Here is a 22,279-nt window from a genome sequence, read left to right as displayed (position 1 = left end):
CGGTGACCTCCTGCAGGTACTCCCCCAGGTGCGCCTCCCCCGGGAACGGCTCGGTCCCCGCATTGACCAGCTCCACCACCGACGCGTTCACGTCAGCACCGAACACCTCGTGCCCGGACCTGGCGAACTGCACCGCCAACGGCAGGCCGATCTTGCCCAAACCAACGACGGTGATTTTCACCGGAAACCCCATAACCCCGAAAGCGTCACAAACGGGTAGATCCTACCGCTGCTACAGGTCGCTCTCGACCGGCAGCGGTCGGCCGTTCGGCCGACCTCTGCCGTATTTCGTTATCGGATCACTGCGTCGGCAACTGCCTCGGCCACTCCGTCAGCGAAGACGCTGGGGACGATCTCCTCGGCCGTGGGCTGCTCCACCAGGTCGGCGATGGCTCGCGCCGCGGCCAGCTTCATCGCCTCGGTGATCTGCGGCGCTCCCGAGTCGAGCGCCCCACGGAAGATCCCGGGGAAGGCCAGCACGTTGTTGATCTGGTTCGGGAAGTCCGACCGGCCCGTCGCCACCACCGCGGCATACTTTTGCGCCACGTCGGGGTGCACCTCGGGGTCGGGGTTCGCGAGCGCGAAGATGATCGAGTCCGGAGCCATCCGCGCGATGTCCGCCTCGAGCACCTGACCACCCGAGACACCCACGAAGACGTCTGCCCCCACCAGGGCGTCGGCCAGAGACCCGGTCAGCCCATGCGGGTTCGTCGTCGCGGCAAGGCGGTGCTTGTGCTCCACCAGGTCGGGGCGCGCCGGCGAGATGATCCCCCGCGAGTCGCAGACCACGATGTCGCCCACCCCGGCCCGAGCCAGCAGCTTGGCCACGGCCACGCCAGCCGCCCCGGCGCCCGACACGACCACCTTCAGGGACTCCAGTGAACGCCCCACCACCTTGGCGGCGTTGATGAGGCCGGCGAGCACCACGATCGCCGTGCCGTGCTGGTCGTCGTGGAGGACGGGGATGTCGAGCCGCTCCTGGAGACGGCGCTCGATCTCGAAGCAGCGCGGCGCCGAGATGTCCTCGAGGTTGATCCCGCCATACGACGGCGCGATGCGCGCGATCGCCTCGACCAGCTCGTCGACGGTGCCGGTCTCCATGCACACGGGCACGGCGTCCACCCCGGCGAAGTGCTTGAAGAGCACCGCCTTGCCCTCCATCACCGGCAGGGCGGCCAGCGGGCCGATGTCGCCGAGGCCGAGCACCGCCGTGCCGTCGGTGACCACGGCGACCGTGTTGCGCTTGGCGGTGTAGCGGGCGGCCAGTACCGGGTCGGCGGCGATCGCCCGGGAGACGTCCGCGACGCCGGGCGTGTAGAGGAGCGAGAGGTCGGCCCGGTCGCGCAGCGGCTGCGTGGCGTGTACCCCGAGCTTGCCGCCCTCGTGCGCCCGGAACACCGGGTCGGTGGGGTCGAACAGCGGGTACGACGGATGCGCAGTCATTGCGGAAACACCTCAAGGGGGAAAGGCCACATAAGGACCGAAGAAAGGGAATTGCGTGGGGCTCACAGCAGCACCTACGACACGGATAGCCGGGGGTGTGGCCACTCAAACGCGGATTCAACAAAGAGCGCGGGGGTTGCCCGCTTCACCCACTGTGGCACACATCGGGCAGGGCCCACCACAGGTGTTACGCGAGTGTGACGCGTTACGCAGGTGAAGGTGGCAGGATGCGGTTATCCACAAGGCGGTGGCCGGTGGCCGTCCTCTGGTCCCCGCCGCACGGCATACCCGGAAGGATCGTCCTCGATGACCTCACGCACCCGTCCCGCCGTCATGCTCCTGGCGGGTCTGGCCTCGGCAGGCCTTGCCCTGAGCGCCTGTGGCTCCGACTCGCTCACCACGGGCGGCGGCGCCACCTCCCAGCCGGTCACCTCCGCGAGCGTCCAGGAGGACCTCGCCGCCAAGGTCCCCGAGAAGATCAAGTCCAAGGGCACCATCGCCATCGGCGTCGACGCCTCCTATGCCCCCAACGAGTTCCTTGCCGGCGACGGCAAGACCGTGCAGGGCTTCGACGTCGACCTCTTCAACGCGGTCGCCCAGAAGTTCGGCCTCAAGACCCAGTGGGTGCCGGCCAACTTCGACTCGATCATCGTCGGCGTCCAGTCCGGCAAGTACGACATCGGCGTCTCGAGCTTCACCATCAACGACAAGCGCAAAGAGCAGGTCAACATGGTGAGCTACTTCAACGCCGGCACCCAGTGGGCGGCCGCCCCGGGCAACCCCAAGAAGGTCGACCCGCAGAAGCCGTGTGGCCTGAAGGTCGCCGTGCAGAAGGGCACCGTGCAGCAGGAGGAGGACCTGCCGGCCAAGGCCAAGGCCTGCGAGGCCGAGGGCAAGCCGCTCGAGGTGCTGCCGTTCACCGGCCAGGACCAGGCCACCTCGGCCGTCGCCACCGGCAAGGCCGACGCCATGCTGGCCGACTCCCCCATCGTCGCCTACGCCGTGAAGCAGTCGGGCGGCAAGATCGAGGCGGTCGGCGACATCTACGACGCCGCCCCCTACGGCTACGTCGTTGCCAAGGCCGACACCGCGTTCGCCGAGGCGATCACCGAGGCCCTCAAGGCCCTCGACGAGTCCGGCGACTACAAGAAGGCGCTGGGCAACTGGGGCGTCGAGGCCGGCGCGATCAGCGACTTCGCCGTCAACCCCTGATGAGCGCACGCACCGACACAGTGGAGCGCCCGGGACGGATCGACGCCGTCCCGGTGCGCCACCCGCTGCGGTGGGTGGCCGTCGCGGTGATCGCGGTGCTCATCGCCATGTTCCTCAACATGGTGTTGACCAACGAGGCGTTCAACTGGCCGTTCGTCTTCGAGGCCATGCAGCAGAACGCCGTGCTCGAGGGCCTGTGGAAGGGCACCATCCTCGTCACCGTGCTGGCCATGGTGATCGGCATCACCGGCGGCATCATCCTCGCGGTGATGCGGCTCTCGCCCAACCCGGTGCTCTCCTACAGCGCCTGGGTCTTCACCTGGTTCTTCCGCTCGGTGCCCCGACTGGTGCTGCTGACCACGATGGGTGCCCTGGGCATCCTCTTCCAGGAAGGTCTGTCCTTCGGGGTGCCGTTCGACACCCAGATCATGAACCTACTCGGCCTCGACGCTGAGCTGCGCTTCCTCACCCTGGACGCCAACCAGGTCTTCGTCGGTATCACCGGCGGTGCGATCGGCCTGGGACTCAGCGAGGCGGCCTACATGGCCGAGATCGCCCGGGCGGGCATCCTCTCGGTCGACCCCGGGCAGCGGGAGGCCGCCGAGGCGATCGGTATGAGCAGCAGCCAGACCATGCGCCGCATCGTGCTGCCGCAGGCGATGCGCGTGATCGTGCCGCCGACCGGTAACGAGACGATCGCCATGGTGAAGGACACCTCGCTGCTGATCGGCCTGCCCCTGATCACCGAGCTGTTCTTCCAGCTCCAGTCGATCGGCTCGCGCACCTACCAGGTGTTCCCGTCGTTCGTCGCGGCGATCCTGTTCTACCTGGTCATCACCAGCGCCTTCATGGTCGGGCAGTACTTCCTGGAGAAGCGCTTCGGCCGCGGGTTCGGCCAGCCGTCGGACACCGAGGGCATGGTCTCCCGCCTGCTCGGAAGGGGCGCAGCACATTGAGCACCGCACCTGAGACCGCCGAGACCCCCCGCCAGGAGCCGCAGCGCGCGGCCGAGGCCCTGGTCCACGCGGTCAACGTCACCAAGGCCTTCGGGCGCAACGAGGTGCTCAAGGGCATCGACATGGACGTGCACAAGGGCGAGGTCGTCTGCCTGCTCGGGCCCTCCGGCTCGGGCAAGACGACCTTCCTGCGCTGCATCAACCAGCTCGAGGACATCGACGGCGGCCGCATCTGGGTCGACGGCGACCTGATGGGCTACGCCGACAAGGGCGGCCGGCTCCACCGGCTGCACGACAAGGACATCGCCGCCCAGCGCCGCGACATCGGCATGGTGTTCCAGCGGTTCAACCTGTTCCCCCACCTGACCGCCATCGAGAACGTCATGGAAGGGCCGGTCCAGGTCAAGCGGCGGAACAAGAGCGACGCCAGGACGCGCGCCCTCGACCTGCTCGAGCAGGTGGGGCTGGCCGACAAGGAGAAGGCCTACCCCGCCCAGCTCTCCGGCGGCCAGCAGCAGCGCGTGGCCATCGCCCGCGCGCTGGCGATGGACCCCAAGCTGATGCTCTTCGACGAGCCCACCTCAGCGCTCGACCCCGAGCTCGTTGGCGAGGTGCTCGACGTCATGCGCCAGCTGGCCAAGGAGGGCATGACGATGATCGTCGTCACCCACGAGATGTCCTTCGCCCACGACGTGGCCGACCGGGTCGTCTTCATGGACGCCGGCGTGGTCGTCGAGGAGGGCCCGCCGAGCGAGTGCATCGACAACCCGCAGCACGAGCGCACCCGCAAGTTCCTGCAGCGCATGCGGCAGGAGCCGCGCAGCGTCTGACCCTGCGTTCGTTCGTATGCCGTGGGCTCCCGCCGACGGGCGCGCACGGCATACGCGGGGGCATGATGGGCACACGGTGGGGCCGTGACGTCAGGAGGTCTGGGGACGCGATGATCGCTCTGGGGTTGGTGAAGGTGACCGGGCGCTCGATGGAGCCGACGCTGCACACCGGCGACCGCATGGTCGTGCTCAACGGCGTGCCGCCCAAGCTCGGCCGCCTGGCCATCGTGCGGCTGCCCCCCGACGACCACGGGGCGCCCCGGCCGCTCGCGATCAAGCGCGTGACCATGCGCGACCCCGACGACCCGAGCCGCTACTGGGTGGAGGCCGACAACCAGGGCGCCGAGGGCGTGGTCGACTCGTGGACCCTGGGGCACTCCCTCCCCCGCGAGCACATCCGGGCCCGGGTGCTCTTCCGCATCCCCCAGCGGCTGCGGCTGCCGGCGAGGTTGTGGGGGCGCCGTGCGGGGTCTTCCGGGCGGGGGTAGGTTTGCGGGTGCACGTGATCGTCCGACTTTGCAGAAGGGATTCGCATGCTCTCCCGTTTCTTCACCACCGTTGAGGTCAGCGCCCACTGCGACCTTCCGTGTGGCGTGTACGACCCCGCCCAGGCCCGCATCGAGGCCGAGTCCATCGCCAAGATCTGCGAGAAGGTCGCAGACAACAACGACGCGGACTTCCGGATGCGCGCGGCGATCATCAAGGAGCAGCGCTCCGAGCTGGTCAAGCACCACCTGTGGGTGCTGTGGACCGACTACTTCAAGCCCCCGCACTTCGAGAAGTACCCCGAGCTTCACACCCTCTTCAACGAGGCCACCAAGCTCGCCGGCGCCTCGGGCACCAAGGGCTCGTTCGACGCCGACGCCGCCCAGCAGCTGCTCGGCAAGATCGACGAGATCGACCGGATCTTCAAGGAGACCAAGGCCGCCTGAGCCTTCCCTCCTCTGCAAAGGGGCCGTCCCGCTGTTGCGGGCGGCCCCTTTCGCGTGCGCGAGGTGACTCCGGGAACCCGGGCGCGCAGCGGCATACATGCCATGGGCATCGAGGTGGGCTGGGGGGCCGAGGTGACTCGTTCACATGCCGCGGAGCAGCGCCACACCCTCCACAGGACGTCGAGCGAGGGTCGCCGGCTGATCGCCCAGCCACGAGCCTCCTGCCATGGAGACACAGCTGGCAGCCCGTGCCCTCTCGCTGGGCGGGGTCTTCACGACCGCGGACGCGACCTCGTGCGGGGTCGGTGACAACGCCCTCGCCGCGCTCGAACGCTCCCAAGAAGTGGTGCGCATCGGGCCGCGTGCCTTCGTGACGGCCACGGCCTGGCAGCAGGCCTCCACCCCTGAACAGCGGCACCGGCTCAGGGCGACTGCCGTCCTGCGTTCGTTCGGCGGGCGAGTCGTCGCCAGCCACCACTCGGCGCTGGCCGTGCACGACCTGCCCTTCTGGCAGGTGAGTGAGTCGATCGTGCACGTTGCCCGTCGCACCGGCACCACCTCTCGTCGGCGTGGGCAGCTGAGGATCCACGAGGCGTTCCCCCTCGACGGCCTGACCACCGTCAGCGGGTTCGAGGCCGTCTCCCCCGCGCTCGCCGTCGTCAGCACAGCGCTCGTCGACGGCTTCGAGGCCGGACTCGCCGCCGCCGACGCGGCCCTGCACCGCGACGTCGCCACCCTCGACGAGCTCGAGCACTGGGTGAGCCGGATGCCGAGACGGCCCGGCCTCGCCACCGCGCGTCAGGTGCTGGCATCCGTCGAGCCGCTCACCGAGTCGGTCGGCGAGACCCGCACCCGGCTCCTGCTGTTGGCCATGGCCGACCTGCCCGAGGTGCAGCCGCAGTTCCCTTTCACCGACGGGCGCGGTCAGGTGTGGGCCCGCGCGGACTTCCTCGTCGGCGACGGGCTGGTGGTCGAGTTCGACGGCATGAAGAAGTACCGCGCAGCCGACGGAGGGGACCCGCAGGCGGCGCAACGGATCGTCGAGGCAGAGAAGCGCCGCGAGGACCGCATCCGCGCCCTGGGGTATGCCGTCGTGCGGCTCACGTGGGACGAGCTGGCCCGTCCGGCGCTCGTCATGGCCAGGATCCGCGAGGGTCTGCGCCAAGCGGCACTGCTCACGTCCGCGCGGGCGAGGTCGTGCGCGACGTGACTTCGCGCACCTGGGCGCGCCACGGCATACAGGTCATGTGCCTCGAGGTGGGCCGGGGTGCGCGAGGTGACTCCGCGCAACCAGTGGGGCTGGTGTCCCAATTTGTTACCTATGCGGAGGGCTGCATATCCCCATTCCCGGTGGGTAACTGAATACGGTGAGAGACGGTCTGCGACCGCAGGCGACCACTCACCTGGAGGTTCAATGGTGAATCCCGAGTTCGACGACGTCGACCACGACACCGTCCCACCCGCCAACAAGGGCATGCTCGCCGTCGCGGGCGTGCTGCTGGCGCTGCCCATGATCGCGCTGGCCTGGGTCGGCAGCTACGCGAAGGTCGAGCCCAAGCTCGGCGGCTTCCCGTTCTTCATCTGGTACCAGTTCCTGTGGGTGTTCCTGTGCTCGGCCATGACCTACGGCGCCTACAAGCTGGTGCTCAAGGCCCGGCCGCACCGCCCCCTGCCCGGCCACCGCGACGACGAGACCCGCCGACGTGACGAGGAGGCCGGCCGATGACCGCCCTGCTGCCCGCCGCGACCAACACGGGCGTCAACTACGTCGCCCTCGCGGTGCTCATCGCACTCTTCCTGCTCGTCACCGTGATGGGCTTCTGGGCCACCCGCTGGCGCGCCGCCACCTCGATGGAGTCGCTCGACGAGTGGGGCCTCGGCGGTCGCAAGTTCGGCACCTGGGTGACCTGGTTCCTCCTCGGCGGCGACCTCTACACGGCATACACGTTCGTCGCCGTGCCGGCGGCGATGTTCGCCCTCGGGTCGGTCGCCGGGTTCTTCGCGGTCCCCTACACGATCGTGCTCTACCCGATCATCTTCATCTTCATGTCGCGCCTGTGGTCGGTCAGCCACCGCCACGGCTACGTCACCCCGGCCGACTTCGTGCGCGGCCGCTACGGCTCGCGCGGGCTCTCGCTCGCCGTGTCGGTCACCGGCCTGCTCGCGACGATGCCCTACATCGCGCTCCAGCTCGTCGGCATCCAGGCCGTGCTCGAGGTGACCGGCGTCGGTGGTGAGTCGCTGCTGGCCAAGGACCTGCCGCTGTTCATCGCCTTCGCCCTGCTGGCGGCCTACACCTACAGCTCGGGCCTGCGCGCCCCGGCGGTCATCGCGTTCGTCAAGGACACGCTGATCTACCTCGTCATCATCGTCGCCGTCATCTACCTGCCGTCGAAGTTCGGCGGCTGGGAGGCGATCTTCGGTGCCGCCGAGGAGAAGATGGCCGCCACCAACCCGGCGACCAACAAGCCCAACGGCGCGTTCATCCCCAACAGCCAGCAGTACTGGGCCTACGCGACGCTCGCGTTCGGCTCGGCCATGGCGCTGTTCATGTACCCGCACTCGATCACGGCGACCCTCTCCAGCGGCAGCCGCAACACCATCCGCCGCAACGCCTCGATCCTGCCGGCCTACTCCTTCGTGCTCGGCCTGCTGGCCCTGCTCGGCTGGGTCGCCATCGCCGCGGGCACCAAGCCGATCGGCCTCGACGGCAAGCCCAACGCGCAGCTGGTCATCCCCCAGCTGTTCGAGGACGCGTTCCCGTCGTGGTTCGCCGGCGTGGCCTTCGCGGCCATCGCCATCGGCGCCCTGGTGCCGGCGGCCATCATGTCGATCGCGGCGGCCAACACCTTCACCCGCAACATCTACAAGGAGTTCCTCAAGCCCGACGCCACGCACAAGCAGGAGGCCCAGATCTCCAAGCTGGTCTCCCTGCTGGTCAAGGCCTTCGCCCTGATCTTCGTGCTGACGCTCGACAAGCAGAACGCCATCAACTTCCAGCTCCTCGGCGGCATCTGGATCCTGCAGACCTTCCCAGCGATCGTCTTCGGGCTCTACACCCGCTGGTTCCACCGCTGGGCGCTCGTCGCCGGCTGGGCCGTGGGCATGGTCTACGGCACCGTCACCGCCTACAACGTGATCAACCCGGTGACGGGCAACCACTTCGGCGGCTCGCTGGCAGCCATCCCGATGATCGGCGACATGGGCTACATCGCCCTGACCGCCTTCGCCATCAACGTCATCATCGCGGCCGTCCTGACGTTCATCTTCAACGCGATGAACGTCGACCGCGGCACCGACGAGACCATCATGGGCGACTACTTCGCCGACGCCGGCGACCCCCGGGTCGAGAAGCTCGACACGCCCATCCACCTGCAGACCGGCAACCCGTAACGGGAACCTGCCGCACGGCATACGGGAACGGGGGCTCGCACCTTTGGGTGCGGGCCCCCGTTCTCATGCCCAGCCGGTATGCCGCGCGGCCCGGTTCACCGGGCCAGGGCCTCCTTGGCTGCCTTGACCCTCCCCTCCGCGCGCAGCCGCGCCTCGGCGTCGCGGCGTTGCTGCATCGCAGCCTGCTGCTGCAGGGCGACCCGGTCGGGCAGACCGCGCAGCGAGTCCTTCTTCTCCTTCGCCCCCTGGAAGCGGGCGACCACGTCGTGCGCTGCGCCCTGGTCGACGACGGGCATCTCGACGAGGTCGATGAGGCTGCCCTTGAGCTCTCCGTAGCGGCTGCTCAGCTCGCGCGCCTGGCCCGCCAGCTCGCCGTAGCTCATCACCCGAGGGACCAGCGCGCACACGGCCGCGATGAGCGCCGCGACCGACACCAGGGCCTTGGCGCCGGCACCGGACTCGCTGTTGACCACAGGCCAGATCGCCAGACCGGTCAGCGCGGCAATCACTCCCGACAGCAGCGCCCAGAAGTCAGCCGCCTTCTGCTTGCGGTCCGCGTAGCGCGGCAGCTCCTCCACCCAGAAGTCCGTGCTCCTCAGACACACCTGGAGCCGATGACGCGACACCGGCACCACCGCGGTCTGCGTGCCCCCGCTCGACGTGGTGGCGACGTTCATGGACCTCCACCTCCCCTGCTGGCGGAGCGCACCCCTGCTGTGGTTGCTGTTGACCCCGCCTGCGCTCATTCACCTGCTGTTGGTGAGGAGGAGCAAGAGTCGAGGGTCCTGCCTGCCGGGCAATCTGCCGCTGTGTCCTCAGGCCACGCAGCCTCCGAGGGCGATGGTGTCGTCGATCGCCTTGATCTGCTGCTGCACGGCACCGAGCTGCTGCTGCAGCGTGGCCAGCGTCGCCTTCTGCGTGGCGATCGCCTCCTTGTTGGCCTTCTTCTGTGCCTCCAGGCTGCGCAGCGTCACCTGCGCCTCGGTCACCTGCTTGTCGAGCGTGCTCAGCTCGCCCTGCAGCGACTTCAGCTGTGCCTCGGCGGCTGAGATCTCGTCATTGAGCGCGCTGAGCTGGGCCAGCAGCGGAGCGACCCGGGCCTGGAGGGACAGGATCTCGTTCTCCGTCACGGCGATCCGGCCGTTGAGGTCCTGCAACTGCGCGACGAGCGTGTCCATCTGCGCGTTGAGCGAGGCGATCTCGCCCTGCTTGGCGGCCACCGCCGCGTTGGCCCGCGCGACTGCGGCCTCAAGGGCCGGCAGCTGCGCCTGGAGGTCGGCGATCTCGCGCTCCTTGGCGGCGACCGCGTCGTTCGCGGCAGCCAAGGCCGCCTCGGCCCGGGCAAGCTCGGCCCTGCGCGTCTCGAGGACCGCCCTCTGGTCGGCGACCGCCTGGCGGGCGGCCTCGAGCCCCTCGGTCAGGCCGGGCAGTGCGGCCTCGAGCTCGTCGACGACCTGCTGCTGGGCGGCGACCTCCGCGTTGGCGGCGGCCAGCGCTTCCTGCAGCGCCGGCAGCTCGCCCCTGAGGGTGGCAAGCTCGCCCTGCTTGGCCGTCACGGCGGCGTTGGCCGACGTGACCGCCTCCTGCAGCGCCGGGAGCTGGCCCTGGAGCGTGGTGATCTCACCCTGCTTGGCGGCCACGGCCGAGCGAGCGGCGTCGAGGCTCGCCTGCAGCGGGGCTGCCTGCTGCTGAAGGGCGCTGCTCTCCTGCTGCTTGCTGAGCAGCTGGGCGTTGAGGGCGTTGACCTGGGTCTGGAGCGTGGCGAGGTCGCCCTGGAGACCGGAGATGAGGGTGTTCTTGTCGGCGATCTGGGAGTTGACGGTGTTCAGCAGCACCTGCTTGGCGTCGCGCTGGGCCATGAGGTCGCGCTTCTCCTTGCTGTTGCTGTTTGGCGGGAACTCGGTCGCGATGCGCTGGTTCAGGGCCGCGATCTCGGACTGCAGCGTGCTCTGCTGCGCGGTCAGCGTCGCGAGCTCACCCTGGGCCGTCGTCAGCTGTGTCTGCTTCGTCGCGATCTGGGCGTTCACGGTCGCGATCTGGGCGGTGAGGGTCGCGATCTGGCTGTTCAGCAAGGTGATGGCGGCCTGGTTGGCGGCCACCGCGTCGGAGGCCTCCCGCTCCTTTGCCTGCAGCGTCACGAGCTCGGCCTGAGCGGCGGAGATCTGAGCGTTCTTGGCCGCGAGCGCGTCGGCAGCGTCGTCAGCCGCCTCCTGCAGCGTCGCGAGCTCGCCCTCGGCCGTGGCGATCTCGGCGTTCTTGTCCTCGACCGCGTCGGCAGCGACGGCCGCCTCGTCCTGGAGGTCGGCCAGCACACCCTTGGCGGTGGCGACCTTGGCCCGCTGGGCCTCGAGCTCGGCTTCGGCGACTGCCTCGAGGCCCTCGAGGCGCTGCAGCTCGGCCTCGGCGTCGGCGACGTTCTGCTCGGCGCCCTCGACGGCGGCGGCCGCGTCCTGGGCCACCTGGGCCAGCCGCACGAGCTCGCCCTGCGCGTCGGTCACCTGGGTCTGCTTCGAGGCCAGGGCGTCGGCTGCCGAGGCGGCGGCCGACCGCAGCCCCACCAGCTCGGACTCGGCCCGGCCGATCTCGGCCGCTGTGGCCTCGACCTGCGCGGCGACCTGCTCCTTCTGCTGCTTCAGCTCGGCCGCCTGGGCCTGGGCGGCGGCGAGCTCGGACTGCAGCGGCGCGAGCCGGTCCTGCACCTCGACCTTGCTCTCCTCGAGCGCCGCCAGGGCGTCCTGCGCCGAGGTGATCGCGGCGGCCGTGGCTACGTGGTCGGCGGTCAGCCTGGCGAGGTCCGCCTCGGCTGCGGCGAGCTGCTGGTCGAGGGCGAGGGCCTGCGCGTCGATCTCGGCGATGGCGTCGGTGAGGCCGGCGATCTCCGCGCTCAGGGAGTCGGCCTGCGCCTGCAGTGCGGCGCGCTCGGACTGCAGCGCAGCGATCGCAACGGCGTTCCGGCGGGCCGCGGCCCTGAGCAGGTTCTCCTGCACCACGCCGCGGTGGGCGAGCTGGTTCACCACACCGTTGCAGATGCCGGGCGACGACTGGGCCTGTGCCGGCGCGGCGACGGCCAGGAGCGAGAAGGCCACAGCGGGCACGACGGCCGCCCGCGTGAGCCTCTTGGTGAACGACGAACCTGCGACGGCATGGTTTGGCAAAGGAACCCCCCAAAGACGTACCGGATTTCCTCCGGCCCCCGTCAACTATCCGTAAGGAAGGCGTCGGATCCCATCAGCCGTTCAGCCGACCAAGGGCGAGGGCGGCAGGCCCGAAGGTTGCGGCGCCGGCGCGCTGGCTCAGGCGGGGGTGAGCGGGCTGGTGCGCGCGTTGCGGCGCTCGAGCACGCGCGACAGCGCGTCGACCACCCGCGGGTCGTACTCGTAGCCCAGCCCGAGGTGGATCCGCTCCATGGCGCGCTCCTCGTCGGGGCCGGCATACCGCCCGCCCGAGAGGTCGTCGAAGGCGTTGACCACCTTGATGATGCGGCTCGGCATCGGCAGGTCCTGGCCGAACTCGCGCACCTGCCGGTAGGGGGTGGTCTGCGCCTCGAGGATGTGGGCGACGTTGTCGAGCACGCCGGTGCGCCGCACGATCTCGGCGCCGTCGCGGGCGATGCGCTGCTGGTCCGCCGGCGCCGCGAGGATCGTCGACCCGCCGGGGATCGGGTCGCGCAGGGCGACCTGGCCGAGGTCGTGCAGCAGCGCGGCATACTCCAGCTCGGTGACCTCGCGCGGCGTCATGCCGAGGTCGCGGCCGATCGCCACGGCCAGCTCGGTGACCCGCGACGCGTGCTCCTCGCGGGTGTAGCCCGCCCGCTCGGTGAGGCACGAGAGCGCCCCGATCGTCTGCCGGTAGGTCTCGCGGATCGCGCCGTAGCGCCGCACCGCGAACTGGGTCAGCAGCAGCGGGAAGAGGAACAGCGGCAGCGCGAGGTAGTCGAGTGCCACCTCGGCGAGCGCGATCAGCGCCCCGGTGGTCACCAGCGCGGTGGTGAGGCCGACCGCCTCGCGGTACTCGTTGACGATGGTGCGCAGCAGCGGCGAGTGCTCCTGCTGCGAGCGGATCGCGCCCTCGAGGCCGAGGCTCACCAGCACCGCCACGAGCGAGACCAGCAGCATCACCACGGCGATCAGCCACCGCCGGTCGGCCCACGCGCCCTGCCACTCCAGCAGCGTCCGGCCCTCGAACGGCACCCGCCGGTAGAGCACCGACGCCACCGACAGGCCGACGATGCGCGCGGCCACCTCGGGCAGGCCGATGGGCTGGCGGCGCACCGCGTGCACCAGCACCCCGATGCCCATGGCAAAGGCGGTCGCAACCACCACTACCGACGACGGGACGAACAGCTCGTCCTCGCTCGGCACGAGCGAGGTCATGGTGAGCGCGAGCGCGGCGGCGGTCGACAGCGGGGCCGTCTCGCGACGGCCCAGGATGGTCAGGCGGGCGATCTCGCCGATCGTGATCGCCACCATGAAGAGCACGAGCATGCCGGCGGCGTCGGGGACCTGCAGGAGCTCGACGTCGTCGAGGCTCCACCACACCGACGCCGCGACGATGAGGCCGGCCAGGCCGATGGTCGCCTTGGCGGCGTCGATCCGCGGGGCGTGGGGGCGGCGCCTCACGGCTGTGCCTCGGCGGGCAGGTGCTGCTCGGCCGTGCGCGCCAGCCTGGCGCGCAGGTCGGCGCGCTCGGCGTAGTCGTCCGAGCACTCGGGGTCGTCGTGGTCGCGGTTGGCCCCGGCGACGGTCAGCAGCTCGACCGACCGCTCGGTCACCGACCAGGTATGCCGCGTGAGGGCACGCGCGAGGGCCGAGACGACGTGCGGGTCGAGGTGGGTGCCCGCGCGGCGGTGGAGCTCCTGCATCGCCTTCTCGGGCGTCAGCGCCGGACGGTAGGAGCGCGCGGTGGTCAGCGCGTCGAAGGCGTCGGCGACGGCGATGATGCGGGCGGCGAGGGGGATGGCCTCCCCCGCCAGCCCGAAGGGGTAGCCGCGGCCGTCGTAGCGCTCGTGGTGGTGCGCGATGGCTGGGAGCGAGCCCTTGACGAACTCGATGTCGCCGAGCATGTCGACCGCGTGGACCGGGTGCTCGGCCATGACCTGCTGCTCGGCCTCGTTGCGCTCGCGCGGGAGCCGCAGCACCCGCGACGGGATGGCGAGCGTGCCGAGGTCGTGCAGCATGCCGGCGGTGCGCACCTCCTGCGCCTCGCGGAAGCCCAGGCCCAGGGCGTCGGCCATCCACTCGCACAGCTTGGCGACCCGGGCGCTGTGGCCGACGCTCGCCGGGTCCTTGGCCTCGACGGAGGCGACGAGCGCGTCGAGGGTGCGCTCGTGCGCGCGCACCTCGTCGCCGTACTGGCGGAAGGCCCACTGGGCGACGGCCAGGGGCGCCAGCACGAGCACGGCGCTGAACCAGCCCACCCCCGCGGGGATCCAGAGCACCACGAACAGGAAGCCGATGATGCCGTAGCCGATGTAGGCCGGGCCCGTGGTGCTCAGCAGCTTGACGAGCTGGGCGCGCATCGGGATGCCGTTGTAGACGCGCATGATGCCGGCCAGCAGCACCGCGTTGACCAGGCACTGGGCGACGTCGGCGGCGATCAGGGGCAGCCCGACCCAGCTGACGATGTCGATCGCCCCGTCGAGGCCCGAGAGGTCCCGCGCCCCACCGGCGGCCAGGTAGACCAGCCCGCCCACGGAGCCGATGACGCTGATCATCGCCATGTTGAAGACGCGCACCCTCAACGGAGCTCGCCGGGGCACAAGCGCCGTGGATGCCGCTCCGACCAGGCCGGCCCCCACGGGCCCGACGATGACCGCCGACGCGAGGAGGATGACGCTGGTCAAGGAGATCTGGACCCGTGTGCCGATGTCCGGGTCCCTGACGACCCAGCTGAAGACGCCCAGCGTGAGAAGCACGAGGAGGGCGCCCCAGTCGTAGGGCCCGCCGGTCAGCCACCAGCCGACGGCGAGCAAGCCCGCCGCCAAACAGGCCACGAACACGACGAAAGCCTGCGCAAAGGCACTGATGCCTCGCGCAGGCTTCTCGCCCGAAGTCCCCGCCGTCATGAGGTCAATCTAGACGGCCATCGGGGCAAACTCTGTATATCGGGCTTAGCCGCCCCAACCCCAGACGGTCTGGATGCGCGGGCCAGCAGCGGTGGTGGGGTCGATGTCGATGAGAGCCTTCATGGCGGAGTCTCCTTTTGCGTCCTGCGGAAGCTAACAGCGTGCGTCGGCAAGCAGGGCAACTCGGGCACCTGCAGGGGGGTGGGGCACCTCAGCACGACTAATGATGCCCCGCTCTGCACCTTTTTCACGAATACAGAACGTTTCTTGACCAAATCTTGAAGAAACGGCGCCGATTAAGACCTCGGGGACTCCTGTGCGACAATGGCGGGCGATCGAGGCGCCCGCACGCGCCGAAGCCACCAGCAACGGAGTGACCCATGAGCAAGCGCGCCCGCAAGCGCCGCTCGCGCAAGGGCAACGCGGCCAACCACGGCCGCAAGCCCAACGCCTGAGCAGCCACCAGACGCCGAACGGGGCGCCGGAGCGAGTCCACGGACTTGCACCGGCGCCCCGTTCACGTGTAGGCGCCCGGTCCCCCCAACGCTCACCCGGCCGCCTCACCCGGCCGCCTCACCCGGCCGCCTCACCCGGCCGCACGGCATACCACGACCCCTGCACGCTAGAGGGTCCCCTGACTAACCCCTGCCCCGCTGGTTGGGGCACGGGTTAGCCGCGCTCACACCTCACCCCGGCCGGACGCCTCACCTCGCCGGCCGCGCTCCCTCCACAGCAGGCCGGGCGCATCCCCACCGTCCACACGCGCGACGTCCGGTCTCCCACGAAGGTCCGGGCCACGGCACGGTGGGACGTATGGAGGACGGCGCAGACCCGGAGGGCAAGGGCGACGACCCCTTCTTCGCCGACCTCGACTACGCGCTCCACCTCGCCCGGGCACGCCGGCGGATGAGCCAGCGCGAGTTCGCCGCGCTCGTCGGCCTCAGCAAGTCACGGCTGGCGCGGCTGGAGCAGGGCGATGGGCTCGGGGCGGTCCGAGAGCTCCAGCGGGTGCTCACCGCGGCAGGCTTCCACCTCGCGGTCGTCGACGCCGAGGCCGACGCCTGGGAACCGGTCTACGACACCTGGCAGTTCCGCGACCGGGGCGGGCGGCGGTTTCCTGACCACGTCGCCCGGCCGCGCAGGGGCATGACGCGGTGGGAGTGGATCTACCAACCCGGGCCGGACCCGGCCTTCACGTGGGGCCGGCACGAGTGGTGGGGCTGACTCAGTCGGAGGTCTGCAGCCGGATCGTCGTGATCCGGGCCATGATCTGCGTGCGCAGGGCCACCGGGGCCTCCTCGCACTGGCACGACCGCTTGACCAGGGCCTTGAGGGCCTTGTCGAGGTTGTACTGCTCGAAGCACGGAGCACACTCGTGGAGGTGCTGGGCGATCTTCTTGGTGTCGTCCCGCGTCATCTCGCCGTCGAGGTACTCGTACACCCGGTGCAAGGTCTCCGAGCAGTCCGTGTGGTCAGCGTGCTCGCTCATGACTCCGCTCCCTGCTTCACGAAGCCGCGTTCAGCGGCATAGTCGTTCAGGAGCTCGCGCAGCTGGCGGCGGCCGCGGTGCAGCCGCGACATCACCGTCCCGATGGGGGTGTCCATGATCTCCGCGATCTCCTTGTAGGCGAACCCTTCGACATCCGCGAGGTAGACCGCCAGGCGGAAGTCCTCGGGCAGCTCCTGCAGCGCGCGCTTGACCTCGGTGTCCGGCAGCCGGTCGAGGGCCTCGGTCTCCGCCGAGCGCAGCCCGCTCGAGGTGTGCGACTCGGCGCGGGCGAGCTGGTAGTCCTCGACCTCCGCGGCGTCGGACTGCTGGGGCTCACGCTGCTTCTTGCGGTAGGTGTTGATGTAGGTGTTGGTGAGGATGCGGTACATCCAGGCCTTGAAGTTGGTGCCCGGCTTGTACTGGTGGAAGGCGGCGTAGGCCTTCGCATAGGTCTCCTGCACCAGGTCCTCGGCGTCGGCGGGGTTGCGCGTCGTGCGCAGCGCGGCGGAGTAGAGCTGGTCCAGCAGGGGCATGGCCTCGCGCTCGAAGCGGGCGTGCCGCTCCTCGGGGGTCTCGCGAGCCACGTCGACAGTTGCGTCAGAGGCAGGGGTCTCGGTCATCGCGCTCCAGCCTAGACCGGCTGCGGTGCGGGGGCTCACTTCGGACGGAACGTCGAGCACGAGCACAGGTGGGACTCCCTTCGGCAGAACATCTGTGGTGGTCAACGGCACCCCCGCTCGGCTCATTCCCAGCCGGTCCGCACGGCCCCGGGGCCCGCCGGTAGATTTGCCGCCATGTCGACCCCCAGCACCACCGATGCCGCCTTCGTCGACCTGCTCACCGAGCAGGTCCGGCACGAGTTCACCGCGAGCCAGCAGTACCTCGCGATGGCGGTCTGGTTCGACGACCACGACCTCCCCCGCCTGGCGGCGCACTTCTACTCGCAGTCGGTCGAGGAGCGCAACCACGCGATGATGATGGTGCAGTACCAGCTCGACCGCGGCTGGCCCGTCGCCATCCCCGGCGTCGACGAGGTGCGCAACGCCTTCGAGAAGCCGGTCGAGCCCATCGCCCTCGCGCTCGAGCAGGAGAAGAGCGTCACCGGCCAGTGCGAGCGCCTCTTCCGTGCTGCCCGCTCCGAGGGCGACGTGCTCTCCGAGCAGTTCATGCTGTGGTTCCTCAAGGAGCAGGTCGAGGAGGTCGCCGCGATGAGCACGCTGCTCGCGATCGCCGAGCGTGCCGGCCACGACTGGTTCCAGATCGAGGACCACCTCGCCCGCGAGAAGGTCGGCGACGGCGGCGAGGACGCGTCAGCGCCTGCCGCGGCCGGCGGCGCGCTCTAGCCAGAGACGGCGCCCGCAACAGACCGGCGCGCCCCCAACCGAGCGCCCCACTACGACACTGATCCGGATCTGCGATCAGTGTCGTAGTGAGTCGAGGAAGTCCCTCACCGCCCCGACCACGTCGACCGGGTTGCGCGGGAACGAGTGCCCCCCGGCCACCTCCGTCACCAGGGCGGGGTCCGGCAGCTCGGCGCGCACCTCCTCGGGGGTCCCGAACGGGTCGTTGGTGCCTTGGATGACGTGCAGTGGTATGCCGTGTGGCAGCGGTGCGCGCAGCTCCTCCGCCCGTGAGGCCTCCGGCTTGCCGGGCGGGTGCAAGGGGAACGACAGGGCCAGCGCGGCGTCGGCACCGCAGGCGTGGGCGGTGCGGAAGGCCACGCGGGCGCCGTTGCTCTTGCCGCCAACGACGAACGGGCCGTGCAGCCGACGGCGCCCCGAGCGCAAGGAGGCGACGACCGGAAGCCAAGCCGGGTCCTGCCTCGGCGGCTGCGGAGGCAGCTTCTGCCCAGCGAGCACCCACGCCTGCTCGACCAGCGCAAACGCCCAGCCGAGCTCGACCATCGTGGTGCGGATCGGGGCGAACTCCGAGGCCGTCAGCCGCCCACCGGCTCCATGGGTGAGCACCAGGGTCCCGCGCTGGTCGCCCGCGGGACGGGTGAGGTGGATCCTCGCCGGCCCAGCCGGCGTCGCGACCTCGACCACCCGGGTCGGCTTCACGAGTCGCCGCCGATGATCTCCCCGGTCATCGGGTCGACCACCCCCTCGAGCTCGGACTCGGGCACCGGGTCGAGCAGGTGCGCGCCGTTGTTGCCGGTCGCGTTGACCGCGGTCGAGATCGGGTAGGCCTCGAAGCGGCCCGGCCGGTGGAACGACAGCAGCCGCTTGACCTCGTCGATGTCCTGCATCGTCGGGTCGAGCCAGGTGGCCCAGTCCTCCGGCTCGAGGATGAGCGGCTGCCGGTCGTGGATGCGGTCGAGCCCGGGCTCGGCGTCGGTCGTGATGATCGTGAAGGTGGTCAGCCAGGCGTTGGGGTCGTCGTTGTCCTTCACCGACTTGTCGCGCCAGAACTCGTAGAGCCCCGCCATGGCCACCGGGTGCCCGTCGGCCCGGTGGGTGAAGAACGGCTGCTTGCGCGGCTTGCCCTTGGCGTCCGTGACCGTCGGCGACTTCTGCCACTCGTACCAGCCGGCCGCCGGCACAAGGCACCGGCGAGTGGCGGCCGCCTTGGCGAACGAGCCCTTCTGGAGCACCGACTCGGCCCGCGCGTTGATCATCCGCATGCCGATCTTGGTGTCCTTCGCCCAGCTCGGCACCAGGCCCCACGTGAGCAGCCGCAGCTGGCGCACGGGAGGTGCGCCCTCGGCATACCGCTCTCTGGTCTCGTCCTTGGGCACGCGGCTGAGCACCACGGGCGCCTGCTTGGTGGGCGCCATGTTGTAGTCGGGCGTGCCGGGCGGCGGCGACTGCGGGCGGGCCATCACGCTGCGGGCCGGCTCAGCGGTGCGGTCCTGCTCGACCTCGAACTCCTCGACGAGCTCACCCGGGTTGGCCGTGGCCGCGTACCGTCCGCACATGGTGGACAGGCTACGCAGGGCAGCCGGACCCCCACTACGGTAGGAATGTCGTGACACCAGCCCACAAGGAGTGCTCATGAGCCTGATCCGCCGCGTGGCCCGACCGATGATCGCCGCGAGCTTCATCGCCAGCGGGCTCGACCAGCTTCGCCACCCTGCCAGGTCGGCCTCCAAGCTGGCGCCGCTCGCGGACCAGGCCGCTCCCGCCCTGCACCTGCCCAACGACCCCGAGCTGCTCGTGCGCGCCAACGGCGCCGCCCAGATCGGCGGCGGCGCGATGCTGGCGATGGGCCGCATGCCGCGCACGTCCGCGATGGTGCTGGCGGCGAGCATGGTGCCCTCGACCTACGTGAGCCACCCCTTCTGGGCCGAGAAGGACTCCACCCAGCGCGCCCACGAGCGCCGCGCCTTCATGAAGAGCCTCGCCGTGCTCGGCGGGCTGCTCCTCGCGACCGTCGACACCGAGGGCCGACCCGGTGTCGCCTACCGCATGCACATGGTCAGCAACCGGGCCGAGCGCGCCGCGAAGACCACGCGTCGCGAGGCCCGGCACGCCTCGAAGGCCGCCAAGCGCGAAGCCAGGCTGCGCGCCCGCCAGGCACACGATGCCCTCACCTGACTGGCCCGCGCCGGTGGCTGGTGAGCGGATCGAGGCGCTCGTCACCCTTCCCGGCAGCAAGTCCCTGACCAACCGCTTCCTCGTCCTCGCCGCGCTCGCCGGCGGCACCTCCCGGCTGCGGCGGCCCCTGCGCTCGCGCGACACCCTGCTCATGGCCGAGGCCCTGCGCTCCCTCGGCGCCGGCATCGACGACGGCACCACCGACTCCACCGGCAGCGCCGACTGGATCGTCACCCCGGCCAGCCTGCGCGGCGGCGGACGCGTCGACTGCGGCCTGGCCGGCACGGTGATGCGCTTCCTGCCCCCGGTGGCCGCGCTGTGCGACGGGCCGGTCGAGTTCGACGGCGACGAGCAGGCCCGGGTGCGCCCGATGGGTCCGGTGCTCGACGCGTTGCGCGGCCTGGGCGCCAGCATCGACGACGGCGGCCGCGGCACGCTCCCCTTCACCGTGCACGGCACGGGCCGTATGCCGGGTGGCGAGGTCACCCTCGACGCCTCCGCCTCCTCGCAGTTCGTCTCCGCGCTGCTGCTCGCCGGGCCCCGCTACGACGGCGGCGTCACGGTGCGCCACGTGGGCCCGCCGGTGCCGTCCGAGCCCCACATCGAGATGACGGTGGAGACGCTGCGCGACGCCGGCGCCATCGTCGACGACTCGGAGCCCGACGTGTGGCGGGTCGAGCCCTCGGAGATCAACGCCCTCGACGTGCAGGTCGAGCCCGACCTGTCGAACGCCGCGCCGTTCCTCGCCGCCGCCCTCGTCACCGGGGGCCGGGTCACCGTGCCCGGCTGGCCGCAGCACACGACGCAGGCGGGCGACGCGATCCGCGACATCCTCGACGCCATGGGCGCCGACGTGACGCTGACCCGTGAGGGCCTCACCGTCACCGGCACCGGCGAGGTCTCCGGCGTCGACGTCGACCTGCACGACGCGAGCGAGCTGACCCCGGTGGTGGCGGCCGTCGCGGCGCTGGCCGACTCCCCCACCGTCATCCGCGGCGTCGCCCACATCCGCGGGCACGAGACCGACCGGCTGGCCGCGCTGTCGCGCGAGCTCGGGGCGCTCGGCTCGGAGGTCAACGAGACCGACGACGGCCTGCTGCTCCGCCCCCGCCCCCTGACCGGCGGGGACTTCCGCACCTACGCCGACCACCGGATGGTCATGGCCGCCGCGGTGCTGGGCCTGCGGGTGCCGGGAGTCGTCGTCGAGGACGTCGGCACGGTCGCCAAGACGCTGCCGACCTTCGTCGACCTCTGGGAGGGCATGCTCGGCGGACCCGGCCGCGCCTCAGCCACCCCGGACGCAGCCTCCGCATGAGCCCGGTCGCATGAGCAGGGCCGCATGAGCCCCCGCCGCGCCTCGGACTACGACGAGAGCGACGTCCGGATCCGCCCCAGCCGCCGCGGCTCCCGTCCCCGGTCGAAGGACCGTCCCACCCACGAGGACGCCATCCCCGGCTTCGTGACCGCCGTCGACCGTGGCCGCTACACCGTGCTCGTCGGCGAAGGCGTGGGCGGCCGCAAGATGCCGGAGCGGGTCGTCACCGCGATGAAGGCCCGCGAGATCGGCCGCAAGGGCATCGTCGTCGGCGACGAGGTCGGCCTGGTGGGCGACACCTCCGGCGGCCCCGACGCGCTCGCCCGCATCGTCAGGCTCACCCCGCGGAGGTCGGTGCTGCGCCGCACCGCCGACGACACCGACCCCGTCGAGCGGGTCATCGTCGCCAACGCCGACCAGCTCGTCATCGTCTCGGCGCTGGCGAACCCCGAGCCGCGCCCCCGGCTGATCGACCGGGCCCTGGTGGCGGCCTACGACGCCGGCCTCGACCCGCTGCTGGTGCTGACCAAGGCCGACCTGCTCGACCCCGCGGAGTTCCTCGCCACCTACGCCCCGCTCGACGTGCCCTACGTGGTGACGTCCACCAAGGGAGTCGACGACGAGTTCGGCGGCGGGTTCGAGGGCCTGGAGGCGTTGCAGGACAAGCTGATCGGCCGGGTCAGCGTGTTCGTCGGCCACTCCGGCGTCGGCAAGTCCACCCTCGTCAACGGCCTCGTGCCGGACGCCCAGCGCGCCATCGGCATCGTCAACGTCGTGACCGGGCGCGGGCGGCACACCTCGACCTCCGCCGTCGCGCTGCGGCTGCCGGGCGACCAGGGCTGGGTCATCGACACCCCCGGGGTGCGCTCCTTCGGCCTCGCCCACGTCGACCTGCACCGCATCATCGAGCACTTCCCCGACCTCGAGCCCGGCACGACCGGCTGCCCCCGCTCGTGCTCGCACGACGAGGAGGAGTGCGCGCTCGACGAGTGGGTCGCCTCCGGGCACGCGGGTCCGGCCGGCGTCTCCCGCCTGGAGTCGCTGCGCCGGCTGCTGCGGGCCCGTTCCGGCGAGGCCGACTCCGGGTCGGGGTATTGACGCGCGGGATG

At 70.7% G+C, this 22,279-nt stretch carries 23 protein-coding genes; 13 read left to right on the top strand and 10 right to left on the bottom strand.

Annotation, left to right across the window (positions count from 1 at the left end; genetic code table 11):
* The coding region (locus tag P0Y31_RS14385) for an NAD(P)-binding domain-containing protein (protein WP_275870515.1) at positions 1-181 on the bottom strand (181 nt) is incomplete at its 3' end.
* A 110-nt stretch (positions 182-291) separates the two neighbouring features.
* The gene (locus tag P0Y31_RS14380; protein ID WP_275870513.1) at positions 292-1,443 is read right to left on the bottom strand and encodes an NADP-dependent malic enzyme; all 1,152 of its coding nucleotides are present in this window, start codon (positions 1,441-1,443) and stop codon (positions 292-294) included.
* A gap of 306 nt (positions 1,444-1,749) precedes the next feature.
* Here P0Y31_RS14380 and P0Y31_RS14375 point away from each other — a divergent pair, with 306 nt between their 5' ends.
* From P0Y31_RS14375 to P0Y31_RS14340, 8 genes are all read left to right on the top strand, one after another.
* Positions 1,750-2,655, top strand: coding sequence for an ABC transporter substrate-binding protein (locus tag P0Y31_RS14375; protein ID WP_275870511.1), 906 nt, complete (start codon positions 1,750-1,752; stop codon positions 2,653-2,655).
* Complete coding sequence (locus tag P0Y31_RS14370) at positions 2,655-3,611, top strand: amino acid ABC transporter permease (protein WP_275870509.1); 957 nt, start codon at positions 2,655-2,657, stop codon at positions 3,609-3,611. Before P0Y31_RS14375 ends, P0Y31_RS14370 begins: the two co-directional genes overlap by 1 nt.
* 59 nt (positions 3,612-3,670) lie before the next feature.
* Complete coding sequence (locus P0Y31_RS14365; RefSeq protein WP_275870530.1) at positions 3,671-4,441, top strand: amino acid ABC transporter ATP-binding protein; 771 nt, start codon at positions 3,671-3,673, stop codon at positions 4,439-4,441.
* 110 nt (positions 4,442-4,551) lie between these two features.
* Positions 4,552-4,929 carry a S26 family signal peptidase gene (locus P0Y31_RS14360; protein ID WP_275870506.1) on the top strand — a complete coding sequence of 126 codons (378 nt, stop codon included), beginning with the start codon at positions 4,552-4,554 and terminating at the stop codon, positions 4,927-4,929.
* A gap of 45 nt (positions 4,930-4,974) precedes the next feature.
* Positions 4,975-5,373: a superoxide dismutase, Ni gene (sodN, locus tag P0Y31_RS14355; protein WP_275804434.1), complete on the top strand. Its 399-nt coding sequence runs from the start codon at positions 4,975-4,977 to the stop codon at positions 5,371-5,373.
* Positions 5,374-5,599: 226 nt separating this feature from the next.
* Positions 5,600-6,583 (top strand): type IV toxin-antitoxin system AbiEi family antitoxin domain-containing protein, encoded by a 984-nt coding sequence (locus P0Y31_RS14350; protein WP_275870504.1) that lies wholly within the window; start codon positions 5,600-5,602, stop codon positions 6,581-6,583.
* Positions 6,584-6,787: 204 nt separating this feature from the next.
* Complete coding sequence (locus P0Y31_RS14345; protein ID WP_275870502.1) at positions 6,788-7,099, top strand: DUF3311 domain-containing protein; 312 nt, start codon at positions 6,788-6,790, stop codon at positions 7,097-7,099.
* Positions 7,096-8,766, top strand: coding sequence for a sodium:solute symporter (locus P0Y31_RS14340; protein WP_275870500.1), 1,671 nt, complete (start codon positions 7,096-7,098; stop codon positions 8,764-8,766). Before P0Y31_RS14345 ends, P0Y31_RS14340 begins: the two co-directional genes overlap by 4 nt.
* 95 nt (positions 8,767-8,861) lie before the next feature.
* Here the strand turns inward: P0Y31_RS14340 and P0Y31_RS14335 are convergent, their stop codons facing one another.
* From P0Y31_RS14335 to P0Y31_RS14320, 4 genes are all read right to left on the bottom strand, one after another.
* The gene (locus P0Y31_RS14335; RefSeq protein ID WP_275870499.1) at positions 8,862-9,443 is read right to left on the bottom strand and encodes a hypothetical protein; all 582 of its coding nucleotides are present in this window, start codon (positions 9,441-9,443) and stop codon (positions 8,862-8,864) included.
* Between the two features lie 138 nt (positions 9,444-9,581).
* Positions 9,582-11,861, bottom strand: coding sequence for a chromosome segregation ATPase (locus tag P0Y31_RS14330; RefSeq protein WP_275870497.1), 2,280 nt, complete (start codon positions 11,859-11,861; stop codon positions 9,582-9,584).
* A gap of 198 nt (positions 11,862-12,059) precedes the next feature.
* Positions 12,060-13,385, bottom strand: a complete 1,326-nt coding sequence (locus tag P0Y31_RS14325) for an HD domain-containing phosphohydrolase (protein ID WP_275870495.1) — start codon at positions 13,383-13,385, stop codon at positions 12,060-12,062.
* Positions 13,382-14,830, bottom strand: coding sequence for an HD-GYP domain-containing protein (locus P0Y31_RS14320; RefSeq protein ID WP_275870494.1), 1,449 nt, complete (start codon positions 14,828-14,830; stop codon positions 13,382-13,384). Before P0Y31_RS14320 ends, P0Y31_RS14325 begins: the two co-directional genes overlap by 4 nt.
* Positions 14,831-15,643: 813 nt before the next feature.
* On the opposite strand from P0Y31_RS14320, the gene P0Y31_RS14315 reads away from it, so the two are divergent.
* Complete coding sequence (locus P0Y31_RS14315) at positions 15,644-16,054, top strand: helix-turn-helix domain-containing protein (protein ID WP_275870492.1); 411 nt, start codon at positions 15,644-15,646, stop codon at positions 16,052-16,054.
* Position 16,055: 1 nt separating this feature from the next.
* Here the strand turns inward: P0Y31_RS14315 and rsrA are convergent, their stop codons facing one another.
* Positions 16,056-16,319: a mycothiol system anti-sigma-R factor gene (gene rsrA / locus P0Y31_RS14310; protein WP_275804449.1), complete on the bottom strand. Its 264-nt coding sequence runs from the start codon at positions 16,317-16,319 to the stop codon at positions 16,056-16,058.
* Positions 16,316-16,939: a sigma-70 family RNA polymerase sigma factor gene (locus tag P0Y31_RS14305; RefSeq protein ID WP_275804451.1), complete on the bottom strand. Its 624-nt coding sequence runs from the start codon at positions 16,937-16,939 to the stop codon at positions 16,316-16,318. Before P0Y31_RS14305 ends, rsrA begins: the two co-directional genes overlap by 4 nt.
* Before the next feature lie 174 nt (positions 16,940-17,113).
* On the opposite strand from P0Y31_RS14305, the gene P0Y31_RS14300 reads away from it, so the two are divergent.
* Entirely contained in the window at positions 17,114-17,662 is a 549-nt protein-coding gene (locus P0Y31_RS14300) for a ferritin (RefSeq protein WP_275804453.1), read from the top strand.
* 75 nt (positions 17,663-17,737) lie between these two features.
* Here P0Y31_RS14300 and P0Y31_RS14295 read toward each other — a convergent pair whose 3' ends face one another.
* Both P0Y31_RS14295 and P0Y31_RS14290 read right to left on the bottom strand, forming a co-directional pair.
* On the bottom strand, positions 17,738-18,379 hold the full coding sequence (locus P0Y31_RS14295) for an alpha/beta family hydrolase (protein WP_275870490.1): 642 nt from the start codon (positions 18,377-18,379) through the stop codon (positions 17,738-17,740).
* A complete protein-coding gene (locus P0Y31_RS14290; RefSeq protein ID WP_275870488.1) occupies positions 18,376-19,236 on the bottom strand; it encodes an SOS response-associated peptidase in 861 nt (286 codons plus the stop codon). Before P0Y31_RS14290 ends, P0Y31_RS14295 begins: the two co-directional genes overlap by 4 nt.
* Before the next feature lie 76 nt (positions 19,237-19,312).
* Between P0Y31_RS14290 and P0Y31_RS14285 the strand changes: the two genes are divergently transcribed.
* Genes P0Y31_RS14285 through rsgA form a run of 3 tightly spaced genes read left to right on the top strand, consistent with a single transcriptional unit; the run spans position 19,313 to position 22,268 of the window.
* Entirely contained in the window at positions 19,313-19,855 is a 543-nt protein-coding gene (locus tag P0Y31_RS14285; protein ID WP_275870486.1) for a DoxX family protein, read from the top strand.
* Positions 19,842-21,170, top strand: a complete 1,329-nt coding sequence (gene aroA, locus P0Y31_RS14280) for a 3-phosphoshikimate 1-carboxyvinyltransferase (protein WP_275870483.1) — start codon at positions 19,842-19,844, stop codon at positions 21,168-21,170. Before P0Y31_RS14285 ends, aroA begins: the two co-directional genes overlap by 14 nt.
* 24 nt (positions 21,171-21,194) lie before the next feature.
* Positions 21,195-22,268: a ribosome small subunit-dependent GTPase A gene (gene rsgA, locus P0Y31_RS14275; RefSeq protein ID WP_275870480.1), complete on the top strand. Its 1,074-nt coding sequence runs from the start codon at positions 21,195-21,197 to the stop codon at positions 22,266-22,268.
* Positions 22,269-22,279 lie beyond the last annotated feature (11 nt).

The sequence above is a fragment of the Knoellia sp. 3-2P3 genome, assembly GCF_029223115.1.
Classification (GTDB): Bacteria; Actinomycetota; Actinomycetes; order Actinomycetales; family Dermatophilaceae; genus Pedococcus_A.
Note: the sequence above shows the minus strand (reverse complement) of the source record. Positions and strands in the feature narration are given on the sequence as shown.